The sequence below is a fragment of the Pseudomonas sp. WPR_5_2 genome (genome assembly GCF_003634475.1).
GTDB classification, from domain to species: domain Bacteria; phylum Pseudomonadota; class Gammaproteobacteria; order Pseudomonadales; family Pseudomonadaceae; genus Aquipseudomonas; species Aquipseudomonas izuensis.
This window is the reverse complement of sequence record NZ_RBLA01000006.1, coordinates 196,342-208,354: the sequence shown is the minus strand read 5'-3', so window position 1 is coordinate 208,354 and position 12,013 is coordinate 196,342. Positions and strand designations below refer to the sequence as shown.

General features: G+C 59.6%; 12 protein-coding genes. 2 read left to right on the top strand and 10 right to left on the bottom strand.

The features are described from left to right. Window positions 1-14: 14 nt before the first annotated feature. The 5 genes from BJ917_RS22040 to xerD form a co-directional block, all read right to left on the bottom strand. Entirely contained in the window at window positions 15-302 is a 288-nt protein-coding gene (locus BJ917_RS22040; RefSeq protein WP_121104524.1) for a DUF3509 domain-containing protein, read from the bottom strand. Window positions 303-610: 308 nt separating this feature from the next. After that, window positions 611-2,020 (bottom strand): threonine synthase, encoded by a 1,410-nt coding sequence (gene thrC / locus BJ917_RS22030; RefSeq protein ID WP_096509223.1) that lies wholly within the window; start codon window positions 2,018-2,020, stop codon window positions 611-613. Window positions 2,021-2,086: 66 nt separating this feature from the next. Then, window positions 2,087-3,391: a homoserine dehydrogenase gene (locus tag BJ917_RS22025; protein ID WP_096509222.1), complete on the bottom strand. Its 1,305-nt coding sequence runs from the start codon at window positions 3,389-3,391 to the stop codon at window positions 2,087-2,089. 132 nt (window positions 3,392-3,523) lie between these two features. Then, window positions 3,524-4,255: a bifunctional protein-disulfide isomerase/oxidoreductase DsbC gene (gene dsbC / locus BJ917_RS22020; RefSeq protein ID WP_096509221.1), complete on the bottom strand. Its 732-nt coding sequence runs from the start codon at window positions 4,253-4,255 to the stop codon at window positions 3,524-3,526. Between the two features lie 252 nt (window positions 4,256-4,507). Continuing rightward, the gene (gene xerD / locus BJ917_RS22015; protein WP_096509220.1) at window positions 4,508-5,404 is read right to left on the bottom strand and encodes a site-specific tyrosine recombinase XerD; all 897 of its coding nucleotides are present in this window, start codon (window positions 5,402-5,404) and stop codon (window positions 4,508-4,510) included. 109 nt (window positions 5,405-5,513) lie between these two features. On the opposite strand from xerD, the gene BJ917_RS22010 reads away from it, so the two are divergent. After that, complete coding sequence (locus BJ917_RS22010; RefSeq protein ID WP_121104520.1) at window positions 5,514-7,322, top strand: sodium:proton antiporter; 1,809 nt, start codon at window positions 5,514-5,516, stop codon at window positions 7,320-7,322. Between the two features lie 87 nt (window positions 7,323-7,409). Here BJ917_RS22010 and rplS read toward each other — a convergent pair whose 3' ends face one another. The 5 genes from rplS to ffh all read right to left on the bottom strand — a co-directional run bounded on the left by rplS (window position 7,410) and on the right by ffh (window position 10,981). Beyond that, window positions 7,410-7,760, bottom strand: coding sequence for a 50S ribosomal protein L19 (rplS, locus tag BJ917_RS22005; RefSeq protein WP_003175895.1), 351 nt, complete (start codon window positions 7,758-7,760; stop codon window positions 7,410-7,412). 45 nt (window positions 7,761-7,805) lie between these two features. Next, the gene (gene trmD, locus BJ917_RS22000) at window positions 7,806-8,558 is read right to left on the bottom strand and encodes a tRNA (guanosine(37)-N1)-methyltransferase TrmD (RefSeq protein WP_046820359.1); all 753 of its coding nucleotides are present in this window, start codon (window positions 8,556-8,558) and stop codon (window positions 7,806-7,808) included. Window positions 8,559-8,560: 2 nt separating this feature from the next. Beyond that, window positions 8,561-9,097: a ribosome maturation factor RimM gene (gene rimM, locus BJ917_RS21995; RefSeq protein WP_077046480.1), complete on the bottom strand. Its 537-nt coding sequence runs from the start codon at window positions 9,095-9,097 to the stop codon at window positions 8,561-8,563. Window positions 9,098-9,102: 5 nt separating this feature from the next. Next, on the bottom strand, window positions 9,103-9,354 hold the full coding sequence (gene rpsP / locus BJ917_RS21990) for a 30S ribosomal protein S16 (RefSeq protein WP_003198088.1): 252 nt from the start codon (window positions 9,352-9,354) through the stop codon (window positions 9,103-9,105). Window positions 9,355-9,604: 250 nt separating this feature from the next. Continuing rightward, window positions 9,605-10,981, bottom strand: a complete 1,377-nt coding sequence (gene ffh, locus BJ917_RS21985; protein WP_095193056.1) for a signal recognition particle protein — start codon at window positions 10,979-10,981, stop codon at window positions 9,605-9,607. A gap of 210 nt (window positions 10,982-11,191) precedes the next feature. Here ffh and BJ917_RS21980 point away from each other — a divergent pair, with 210 nt between their 5' ends. Beyond that, window positions 11,192-12,004: an inner membrane protein YpjD gene (locus tag BJ917_RS21980; protein ID WP_121104518.1), complete on the top strand. Its 813-nt coding sequence runs from the start codon at window positions 11,192-11,194 to the stop codon at window positions 12,002-12,004. Window positions 12,005-12,013 lie beyond the last annotated feature (9 nt).

Sequence of the window (12,013 nt, the reverse complement as noted above, 5' to 3'; positions counted from 1 at the left end):
CCACAAATGACACTTCAATTTCGGCTGGCCAGTTGCTTGCCTTGCGCGGCATTGCGCAAGGCCGCGATGACACAGGGTTCCAGGCGTCCTTCCGCGATCAGCACGTCGCGATGCAAGCCATCGACCACATCGGTCAGCGAACGCTTGTCGGTCAACTGCGCCTGATTGAACTCCCGATCGACGACCACTACACCGGTCGCGTTCTTCAATGTCACCCGACATTCACCGTGAAGGCCTGACGGGGTCAATGTCACCTGGTACGGGCTCAGAGCCTCACCGAGCAAGAGACTGATACTTTCCATCTCGATCACCACTCAATAGTCCGAAAACGAAGTGCCTGGGGCGTGTCTACAGTAAATGACCGCCGGCCCGAGAAGAAAGTTCTGAAAGCTGCGTCTCTGGTTGATTGAGCATGCATGGCAAAGATGACAGGGAAAAAACAGTGGTGTCGCGTTTGTCGGGTTCGCTGAGCAGCCGCCCTTGTGGGAGCGAGCCTGCTCGCGAAGGCGGTGAATCAGTCAGCATCATTTTTGAATGAAAGACTGCTTTCGCGAGCAGGCTCGCTCCCACAGGGTTTGCAAGGCTGCTCGCGATGTTTAGCTATCGCAGCTTAAAGCGCTTTGCCGCGATTACCGTGCTGGCTGACGAAAGCCTGCACCGCTTTGAGGTCGTTCGGCAGCACAGTGCAACGCTCGTCGCGCTCGAACAGATCGGCAAGATGCACAGGGAGCTCCAGTGCTTTTCCTACACCGGCTTTCTCTACGGCATCCGGGAACTTGACCGGATGGGCCGTACCGAGGATCACCATCGGGATATCCAGGCTGCGGCGGCATTCGCGTGCGGCCTTGACGCCAATGGCGGTGTGCGGATCCAGCACTTCACCGGTCTGCTCGTAGACTTCGGCGATGGTCTCGCAGGTTTGCGCATCATCCACGGCCAGCGAGTCGAACAGCTTGCGTGCTTCGGTCCAGCGCTCCTGCTCGACGCTGAAGCCACCGCCCTGCTTGAAGCTGTCCATCAGACCGGCAATCGCCGCGCCATTGCGACCGTGCAGGTCGAACAGCAGGCGCTCGAAGTTCGACGACACCATGATGTCCATGGATGGCGACAGGGTGGCGTGCAGGGTTTCCTTGACGTACTGGTTGCCGCTCATGAAGCGGTGCAGGATGTCATTGCGGTTGGTGGCGACGATCAACTGGTTGATCGGCAGGCCCATGTTGCGCGCCAGGTAACCGGCGAAGATGTCGCCGAAGTTGCCGGTCGGCACCGAGAACGACACCGAACGCGCCGGGCCGCCCAGTTGCAGGGCCGCGTGGAAGTAATAAACGATCTGGGCCATGATCCGCGCCCAGTTGATCGAGTTCACCGCCACCAGGCGTGTGCCCTTGAGGAAACCCTGGTCGGCGAAGCTCGCCTTGACCATTTCCTGGCAGTCATCGAAGTTGCCTTCGATGGCGATGTTGTGGATGTTCTCACCGAAAATGGTGGTCATCTGCCGACGCTGCACTTCGGACACACGGTTGTGCGGATGCAGGATGAAGATGTCGACGTTTTCGCAGTGCTTGCAGCCTTCGATGGCGGCCGAACCGGTATCACCGGAGGTGGCGCCGACAATCACCACGCGCTCGCCGCGCTTTTCCAGCACGTAATCGAGCAGGCGACCGAGCAGTTGCAGGGCGAAGTCCTTGAACGCCAGGGTCGGGCCGTGGAACAGCTCCAGAACCCATTCGTTGCCGTTCAGCTGACGCAGCGGCGCGACGGCGCTGTGGGCGAACACACCGTAGGTTTCTTCAAGGATCTTTTTGAAATCGGCATCCGGAATGCTGCCGGTGACGAACGGGCGCATGACGCGGAAAGCCAGCTCGTGATACGGCAGGCCGGCCCAGGAAGCGATTTCTTCCTGGGTGAAACGTGGCAGGTTTTCCGGGACGTACAAACCGCCGTCGGTGGCAAGGCCAGCCAGCAGGACGTCTTCGAAATTCAGGGCCGGTGCCTGGCCGCGGGTACTGATGTAACGCATGACTGACTCCAATGGACAGTGTTCGTAAAGCCGGGCCCGCGCGCGGGCCCGGTGAACGATAACGGCTTAGTTCAGATGCTCGACGCGGATCCGTACAACCGGACCGACCACGCCCGCCAACGCTTCCAGGGCGGCGATTGCATCATTGATGCGCTGCTCCAGCACGCGATGGGTCAGCAGGATCATTGGCACCAGGCCGTCGTGTTCCTCGACTTCCTTCTGCATGATCGACTCGATGTTGATGCCACGCTCCGACAGGATGCTCGCCACCTGGGCCAGTACGCCCGGGTGATCCTTGGCCTGAATGCGCAGGTAGTAAGCGCTTTCGCAGGCTTCGATCGGCAGGATCGGATGGGCGGACAGCGAATCCGGCTGGAAGGCCAGGTGCGGTACGCGGTTTTCCGGGTCGGAAGTCATGGCGCGAACCACGTCCACCAGGTCGGCGATCACCGACGAAGCGGTCGGTTCCATGCCGGCGCCAGCGCCGTAGAACAGGGTCGAACCGGCGGCGTCGCCATTGACCATCACTGCGTTCATCACGCCGTTGACATTGGCGATCAGGCGATCGGCCGGAATCAGCGTCGGGTGTACGCGCAACTCGATACCGGTCGCGGTGCTGCGCGCCACGCCCAGGTGCTTGATGCGGTAGCCCAATGCTTCGGCGTAGTTCACGTCAGCGGTGGTCAGTTTGGTGATGCCTTCGGTGTAGGCCTTGTCGAACTGCAACGGAATACCGAACGCGATGGACGCCAGAATCGTCAGCTTGTGCGCCGCATCGATACCTTCGACGTCGAAGGTCGGATCGGCTTCGGCGTAACCCAGAGCCTGGGCTTCAGCCAGCACGTCTTCGAAGGTCCGGCCTTTCTCGCGCATTTCCGTGAGAATGAAGTTGCCAGTGCCGTTGATGATGCCGGCGACCCAGTTGATGCGGTTGGCTGACAGACCTTCACGGATCGCCTTGATCACCGGTATGCCACCGGCCACGGCCGCTTCGAACGCAACGATCACGCCCTTCTCGCGTGCCTTGGCAAAAATTTCATTACCGTGAACAGCGATGAGCGCCTTGTTCGCGGTGACCACATGCTTGCCATTCTCGATGGCCTTGAGTACCAGCTCGCGGGCAACGGTGTAGCCGCCCATCAGCTCTATGACGATGTCGATCTCAGGGTTCGTGGCCACTTCGAAGACATCGTTGGTAATCGCAATACCGGTCGTTTGGAACTGAGGCTTTGGCGTGCGAATGGCAATTTGTGCCACTTCGATTCCACGCCCGGCACGACGAGCAATTTCCTCGGCGTTGCGCTGAAGTACGTTGAAGGTACCGCCACCGACGGTCCCTAACCCACAGATGCCTACTTTGACCGGTTTCACTGTGAACTCCCCATAAAACGGCCGACTCGAGGCCGGCCGTGAAAACAGCCGCAGGTTCGCGGCTCTCTATTAATGGCCCGGCGATGTCGCTGCCGGACCATGATCGTCAAGGCTGGCCGTGACGATGCGAATTTACTTCGCGCCCAGCGCCAGTTTGGCGACTTGTGGCGCAGGCTGGTAGCCCGGAATGACCTGACCGTCAGCCAAAACGATGGCCGGTGTGCCGTTCACGCCAATCGACTGGCCGAGGGCAAACTGTTTGGAAACCGGGTTATCGCACTTGGCGGCCTTGATTTCCTTGCCGTCGACCATCTGGTCCATGGCCGCTTTCTTGTCTTTGGAGCACCACACCGCTTGCAGTTGCTCGTCACCCGGCGAGCCCAGGCCCTGACGCGGGAACGCCACGTAACGTACTTCGATGCCGCGCTTGTTCAGCTCGGGCACTTCGGCGTGCAACTTATGGCAGTACGGGCAGGTGGTGTCGGTGAACACCGTGATGTGCGATTTGGTTTCGCCAATGGCCGGATACACCACGGTTTCAGCGACCGGAATCTCGTTGATCAGTTTGGAGATGCCCAGGCGTTCGGTCTTCTCGGTCAGATTGACCGGTTTGCCGTCCTTGAGCTGGAACATATAGCCCTGAACCACGTACTGGCCGTCGGCACTGGCGTACAGCACCCGGCTGCCCTTGAGCTTGACTTCGTACAGGCCCGGCAGCGGGCTGGCGGTGATGGACTCTACCGGCACTTCGAGCTGGAGGTTTTCCAGGCTTTTACGAATGGCTTTGTCAGCCGCGTCATCGGCGACGGCAAAGGTGCTGACCAACGCAATGGCGGCGGCGGCGAAAATCTGGGTCAGACGCATGAGAACTCCTGAAGGCGGACAAATGGGACGATCAGAACGCCGACACCGGAACACCGGGTCATAACCGCCCATCGTGCAAACCGGCAAAGCCTACCACATAAGGCCCGTGGGGCCGAATGCCGGTGATACAAGGCACTTTGTGGTGCTTTTCTGTGGGAGCGAGCCTGCTCGCGAAGGCGATCTGACAGTCAACATCTGTTTTGGATGAAAGACCGCATTCGCGAGCAGGCTCGCTCCCATAAGGATCTCCATTCAACCGCGCGGGTGGTGTTTGGCGTGCAGATCCTGCAACCGCGCCCGGGCGACATGGGTGTAGATCTGGGTGGTCGACAGATCGCTGTGCCCCAGCAGCATCTGCACCACCCGCAAGTCGGCGCCGTGATTGAGCAGGTGCGTGGCGAAGGCATGGCGCAAGGTGTGCGGCGACAGCGACTTGCCGATCCCCGCGACCTTGGCCTGATGCTTGATCCGGTGCCAGAACGTCTGGCGGGTCATCTGCTCGCCGCGCTGGCTGGGAAACAGCACATCGCTGGGGCGTCCGCCGAGCAGCTCGCCACGGCCATCGCGCAGGTAACGCTCGACCCAGACAATCGCCTCCTCACCCATCGGCACCAGCCGCTCCTTGCTGCCCTTGCCCATCACTCGCAGCACGCCCTGGCGAAGGTTGACCTGCTCCAGTGTCAGGCTGATCAGCTCGGTCACCCGCAAACCGCAGGCGTACAACACCTCAAGCATGGCCCGATCACGCTGCCCGATCGCCTCGCTCAAATCCGGTGCCGCCAGCAAGGCCTCGACATCCGCTTCCGACAAGGACTTGGGCAACGGCCTGCCAAGCTGCGGCATATCAACGCGAAGGGTGGGATCGACAGCGATCAACTTTTCTCGCAACAAGTAGCGATAGAACCCCCGCACACCCGAGAGAAATCGCGCGGTTGAACGGGGTTTGTAGTTTTGCTCCACACGCCAGGCCAGGTGATCGAGGATCAACTCCCGACCCGCACTGGCCAGTTCCAGGCCTTTTTCCTGCAACCAACCGTGGAACAGCGCGAGGTCACTGCGATAGGCATCGCGGGTATTGTCGGAAAGACCTTTCTCCAGCCACAGGGCGTCAAGGAACTGGTCTATCAAAGGATGATCGATGGCAGGCATGGGCACTCAGGGCGCGCAGCTTTGATACTGCGCGCTAAAAATCAACGTGAACGGTAGAAACGGCCGCTAGTCTTTCATAGCCCGCTATTTCAAGGAACAGGGAACGGCAATGAGCGAACAGCAGATTTTGTTGGCGTTTGGCGGTATAGGTGCGGCAGCGCTGGGCTGCCAATGGCTGGCATGGCGCTTGAAGCTGCCGGCGATTCTGTTTCTGTTATTGACCGGCATTCTGGTGGGTCCCGTTTTGCACTGGCTCGATCCACAGGAAATGTTCGGTCCCTTGCTGATGCCACTGGTATCCCTGGCGGTGGCGCTGATTCTGTTCGAGGGCAGCCTGACCCTGCATTTGTCGGAATGGCGCGAGATTGGCAGCGTGGTTCGTCGCCTGGTCACCCTGGGCGCCCTCTCGACCTGGGTGGTCATCGCCCTGGCCACTCACTGGTTGCTGGGGTTCGACTGGATGCTGGCCACTTTGTTCGGCAGCCTGACCCTGGTCACCGGACCGACCGTCATCGTGCCAATGCTGCGAGTCGTGCGCCCGAAAGCATCGATTGCCAACATCCTGCGCTGGGAAGGCATTGTCATCGACCCGATCGGCGCCCTGCTGGCGGTGGTGGTCTACAGCTTCATCATTGCCAGCGCCGAGGGTAACGGCCTGACGCAAAGCCTGCTGACCTTTGGCGGGGTGATTCTGTGCGGCAGCCTGTTCGGCATTCTTGGCGGCTGGGTACTGGGCACTATCATTCGTCGGCATTGGCTGCCGGAGTATCTGCACAATCTGGCTTCGCTCGCGGCTGTACTGGGTATCTTTATTGCGGCCAGCGAAACGATGAATGAATCCGGCCTGCTGGCGGTGACTTTGATGGGCATGTGGCTGGCCAACATGAAAGGCGTGGACGTGCGGCATATCCTGCATTTCAAGGAAAACCTCAGCGTCCTGCTGATTTCCGGGTTGTTCATCTTGCTGGCAGCGCGTCTGGACCTGAATGCCTTGCTCGCTCTCGGGCCGCTTGTACTGATTCTGCTTCTGATCATTCAGTTCATTGCCCGCCCCCTCAACGTGTTGCTGTGCACGGCCGGCTCCAGCCTGGGCTGGCGCGAGCGGGCACTGCTGGCATGGATTGCGCCCCGCGGCATTGTCGCGGCTGCGGTATCGGCCATCTTCGCCATTCGCCTGGATGAGGCGGGGCACCAAGGGGCGCTGCTGCTGGTACCCCTGACCTTTGCAGTGATCATCGGCACGGTGGTATTGCAAAGCGCCACGGCGCGACCACTGGCGCGCCTGCTGAGCGTTGCCGAACCGGCGCCAAGCGGCTTTCTGATCATCGGCGCCAATGGCCCTGCACGGACACTGGGCAAGGCGTTGCAGCATTTGGGCATTCGGGTGCTGCTGACCGACTCGAGCTGGGAAAATATCCGGGCGGCGCGCATGGAAGGGTTGCCCACCTACTTTGGTAATCCGGCTTCACAACATGCCGACGCACATCTGGACCTGGTGGGGCTTGGCCATTTGCTGGCACTGTCTCCTTCAGGCGAAATGAACACCCTGGCATTGATGCGCTTTCGTCACGAATTTGGCCATCAACGAATGTTCGGTTTGGCCAGCGGCCAGGAAAGCCGTCGCTCGGACAAGCATCGAACCAGCCTGGAGCATCGCGGCAATCAACTGGGCAGCGAGGCGCTGAGCTACGGGAAATTCGCCAGCCAACTGAGTCAGGGTGCCGAGCTGTACAACACAACACTGAAGGAAGGCTTCGGTTGGGACGATTATCAGGCACTGCATGGTGTTCGCGCGACGTTGCTGTTCATGCGTGACAACAACGGCTGGGTGCATGTGGTGACGCCGGATAGCACGCACAAACCTGGGGCGGGATGGACGTTGCTGGCGTTGATTCAACCCCAGAACGGTGGTGCCTGACGGTACGCTCCTACAGGGGGCGGGACAAATCGCGGGCAACAAAAAAGCAGCCCGTAGGCTGCTTTTTTCTGCATCGGGAAGCTGGACTTAAGCCAGTTTTTCCTTGATGCGAGCTGCTTTACCAGACAGGTCACGCAGGTAGTACAGCTTGGCTTTACGTACGTCACCGCGACGTTTAACGGCCATGCTGTCGATTTGCGGGCTGTAGGTCTGGAAAGTACGTTCTACGCCAACACCGTTGGAGATTTTACGAACGGTGAATGCACTGTTTACGCCGCGGTTACGCTTGGCGATAACAACACCTTCGAACGCTTGCAGACGCGAACGGTCGCCTTCCTTCACTTTCACCTGAACGACAATGGTGTCGCCCGGGGCAAAGGTAGGGATCTCTTTGGTCATCTGCTCTGCTTCGAGTGCAAGGATGATTTTGTTAGTCATGCTGTGCTCCTAAGGTAAATCGTCGGATCTACCATCGATACGTTGTTAACTATCGTCCCGCTCGCGGATGTATTCCTCGAGCAGCTTCTTCTCTTCTCCAGAAAGCGAGCGGCTTTCCAGAAGATCGGCGCGTCGTTCATAGGTCCGACCAAGGGACTGCTGTAAACGCCAACGCCGGATGTGCGCGTGATTGCCACTTAGCAATACGTCGGGAACACGCTGATCCGCATACACCTCCGGTCGGGTGTAATGCGGGCAATCCAGCAAACCATCCGTAAAGGAATCTTCCTCGGCGGAGTCCGCATGCCCTAAAGCTCCAGGCAGCAGTCGTGTAACCGCATCGATCAGGACCATCGCCGGCAGCTCGCCGCCAGACAGTACATAGTCGCCAATCGACCACTCTTCATCGACATGAGCATCAATAAAACGCTCGTCAATGCCTTCATAGCGGCCGGCAATCAGGATCAATGCATCCAGATTCGCCAACTCGCGTACCGCCGACTGAGTCAGCTGGCGGCCTTGGGGCGACAGGTAAATCACCTTCGCGCCCTCCCCGGCGACTGCCTTGGCCTGAACCAGAGCATCTTCCAGGGGCTTGATCTTCATCACCATGCCCGGACCACCGCCAAATGGGCGATCATCCACAGTGTGATGTCGATCCGTCGTGTAGTCTCGCGGATTCCAACAGGTGAGCTGCAAGAGCCCCTGTTTCACCGCCCGACTGGTGATGCCGTACTCGCTGATGGCGGAGAACATCTCGGGAAACAAACTGATCACTTCTACGCGCAAGTTAGCCACGCTTAGAAGTCCGCATCCCAATCCACCTTCATCTCGCCTGCGACCAGGTCGACAGCCAACACGCATTGCTCCGTATAGGGCAACAGGCGTTCGCGATCATCCAGGCTGCCAGCGCAAGGCTTGACCACCATTACATCATTCGAGCCGGTCTCCAGCAGGTGATCGATCTTCCCGAACAGTTGCCCGAGGGTGTCGATGACCTTGAGACCTTCCAGCTGGTACCAGTAGTACTCGCCGTCGGTCAGTTCAGGGAACAGGTTGCGCGGCACGCAGATCTCATAACCGGCCAGAAGACGAGCTTCTTCGCGATCATCGAGACCCTTGAGCTTTGCGACCAGGAACTTGTCGTTCCCACGTCCGCTGACCAGCTCTACCTGCTTTACATTACCGTCACGCTTGAGCGTCCAGGTTTTGTAGTCCAGCAGGTTTTTAATCGGATCAGTAAAGGAATACACCTTCACTTCGCCGCGAACGCCGTGAACAGAGTAAATTTTGCCGATAACGATCAAATCATCAGCAACAGCTGGCGTCGCGTTCATATTGCTCAGGCCGCAGCCTTAGCAGATTCCTTCAACAACTGAGCAACGCGCTCAGAAGGTTGTGCACCAACGCTCAGCCAGTAGGCAACGCGCTCTTGGTTCACGGACAGACGGACTTCCTGACCACGAGCAACAGGGTTGAAGAAACCAACCTGTTCCTTGTGCGAACCGTCGCGCGGGTTGCGGCTGTCGGTTACGGTCAAGTGGTAAAACGGGCGCTTTTTGGAGCCGCCAAGGGCAAGACGGATTGTTAGCATGTGAACATCGTTCCTGTAGTCGGTGCTGCAAATCTAAAGGCACAGCGGGCATGGGTGCCCGAAAGGCCGCATATTCTAAGGAATATCCGGACTTTTGCAAATGACTTTTTCCGGCTGCCTTTCGGCGGCCATCCAGATTTGCTATAGAGCCGTCGGTAAAAACGGCCGGTCAGCTCCCGCCAAGTGCGGGTTTGCTGGAGATCCCGCTTCCTTGCGGGTCTGCGCCGGTACGATGACCGGCGCGGATTCTTTACATCTTGGGCATGCCACCGCCGGGCAACATACCGCCCATGCCGCGCATCATCTTGGCCATTCCGCCTTTGGCGGAGAATTTCTTCATCATCTTCTGCATCTGCTTGTGCTGCTTGATCAAGCGGCCGATGTCCTGCACCTGAGTGCCGGAACCCATGGCGATACGACGCTTGCGCGAACCGCTGATCAGCTCAGGGTCACGACGCTCGGCCGGGGTCATGGAGTTGATGATGGCTTCCATCTGCTTGAACTGCTTCTCTGCCGCACTCTGGGCATTGCCCATCTGCGCCAGGTTCACACCGCCCATGTTCGGCAGTTTGTCCATGAGGCCGCCGAGGCCACCCATGTTCTTCATCTGTTGCAGCTGATCGCGGAAGTCCTCGAGGTCGAAGCCCTTGCCCTTCTTCAGCTTCTTGGCCAGCTTGTCGGCCTTGTCCTTGTCGAGGGTCGCTTCCGCCTGTTCGATCAGGCTGAGCACGTCGCCCATGCCGAGAATGCGCGAAGCAATACGCTCAGGGTGGAACGGGTCGAGCGCTTCGCTCTTCTCGCCCATACCGATGAACTTGATCGGCTTGCCGGTAATGGCGCGAACCGACAGGGCGGCACCGCCGCGGGCATCGCCGTCGACCTTGGTCAGGATCACACCGGTCAATGGCAGTGCGTCACCGAAGGCCTTGGCCGTGTTGGCGGCGTCCTGGCCGGTCATGGCGTCGACCACGAACAGGGTTTCGACCGGGTTGATCGCGGCGTGCAGGGCCTTGATCTCGCCCATCATCTCTTCATCGATGTGCAGGCGACCGGCGGTATCGACGATGACCACGTCGATGAATTTGAGTTTTGCTTCCTTAATAGCTGCCTGGGCGATGTCGACCGGCTTCTGGCTCAGGTCGGACGGGAAGAATGTCACGCCGATGTCGCTGGCCAGGGTTTCCAGCTGCTTGATCGCCGCCGGACGGTACACGTCCGCGGACACGACCATGACCGACTTTTTCTTGCGCTCTTTAAGGAAGCGCGCAAGTTTGCCGGCGGTGGTGGTTTTACCGGCGCCCTGCAAACCGGCCATCAGGATGACGGCGGGTGGAACGGCACTCAGGTTCAGGTCTTCGTTGGCCGCGCCCATCAGGCTTTCGAGTTCGGCCTGGACGATCTTCACGAAGGCCTGGCCCGGCGTCAGGCTACGCGACACCTCGGTGCCGACGGCGCGCTCCTTGACCGAATTGACGAAGTCCTTCACCACCGGCAAGGCGACGTCGGCTTCGAGCAACGCCATACGCACTTCACGCAGGGTGTCTTTGATGTTGTCCTCGGTCAGCTTGGCCTTGCCGGTGACATGGCGCAGCGTCTGCGAGAGACGGTCGGTTAAGTTTTCAAACATTGCGCGATCCTTTCAGGCCCTGTGTAGACCGGGATAATGGCGGCCCGAACCGGACTAAACATGTGCTCGGCGAGCCTGCGGCGTGGGCAGGTCGCGGATTATAGCGAAGACTGCGTCTGGCGGACACCTCGCCGTCAGCTTGTCTGGTCTTTCGTGCCGCGTGGGTTCTATGCCAAACTCAGCGCCTTTCGGGCTTGCCTAACAGGACTTATGCTCCCCTTGTCACCGAGTTTGCTAACCACCCTCGCCGCCGCCTGTTTATATGCCGCTGCGACTTTCTATCAAGGCACGCGTCTGGCCGCCTGCGCCAAGGCGAACAAACGCCTGCTGGTCACGCTGGGCGTACTGGCCGTGCTGGCCCATGGCGCCAGCCTGGTCACCCACCTGATGACGCCGATCGGCCTGGGACTGGATTTCTTCAGTGCCGCCAGCCTGATTGCCGCTGCGGTCATCGCCCTGACCCTGCTGGCCTGCTCACGCATCCCGGTGGAAAACCTGCTGGTCCTGCTGTTCCCGCTTGGAGCCGCGACGGTGCTGCTGGCCCAATTCGCCCCTGCCGGTACCGTGCAGATCATTGACGAGGAGCCCGGCATCCTCGCCCACATCCTGCTGTCGATTCTCGCCTACGGCATGTTCACCATTGCGGTGTTCCAGGCCTTGCTGCTGCTGGTTCAGGACCATCAACTCAAGCACAAGCACCCTTCCGGGCTGATCAAGAACTTCCCGCCATTGCAAACCATGGAAAGCCTGCTGTTCGGTTTCCTCTGGGCCGGCTGGACCCTGCTGTCGATGTCGCTGATCTCGGGGTGGTTGTTCGTCGACAACCTGTTCGCCCAGCACCTGGTGCACAAAACCTTGCTGGCCTGCCTGGCCTGGGTCGTCTTCAGCGTGTTGCTCTGGGGGCGTAACCGTCTCGGCTGGCGCGGTCACAAAGCCATTCGCTGGACCCTTGCCGGTTTCTGCCTGCTGATGCTGGCGTATTTCGGCAGCAAGCTGGTCCGTGAATACATCCTGCACATCTGACGGGCGGCA

Bases quoted from the DNA above. Each gene is read 5' to 3' on its own strand.
- BJ917_RS22040 (WP_121104524.1), bottom strand. From the start codon at position 302: ATGGAAAGTATCAGTCTCTTGCTCGGTGAGGCTCTGAGCCCGTACCAG.
- thrC (WP_096509223.1), bottom strand. From the start codon at position 2,020: ATGCGTTACATCAGTACCCGCGGCCAGGCACCGGCCCTGAATTTCGAA.
- dsbC (WP_096509221.1), bottom strand. From the start codon at position 4,255: ATGCGTCTGACCCAGATTTTCGCCGCCGCCGCCATTGCGTTGGTCAGC.
- xerD (WP_096509220.1), bottom strand. From the start codon at position 5,404: ATGCCTGCCATCGATCATCCTTTGATAGACCAGTTCCTTGACGCCCTG.
- BJ917_RS22010 (WP_121104520.1), top strand. From the start codon at position 5,514: ATGAGCGAACAGCAGATTTTGTTGGCGTTTGGCGGTATAGGTGCGGCA.
- rplS (WP_003175895.1), bottom strand. From the start codon at position 7,760: ATGACTAACAAAATCATCCTTGCACTCGAAGCAGAGCAGATGACCAAA.
- rimM (WP_077046480.1), bottom strand. From the start codon at position 9,097: ATGAACGCGACGCCAGCTGTTGCTGATGATTTGATCGTTATCGGCAAA.
- rpsP (WP_003198088.1), bottom strand. From the start codon at position 9,354: ATGCTAACAATCCGTCTTGCCCTTGGCGGCTCCAAAAAGCGCCCGTTT.
- ffh (WP_095193056.1), bottom strand. From the start codon at position 10,981: ATGTTTGAAAACTTAACCGACCGTCTCTCGCAGACGCTGCGCCATGTC.
- BJ917_RS21980 (WP_121104518.1), top strand. From the start codon at position 11,192: ATGCTCCCCTTGTCACCGAGTTTGCTAACCACCCTCGCCGCCGCCTGT.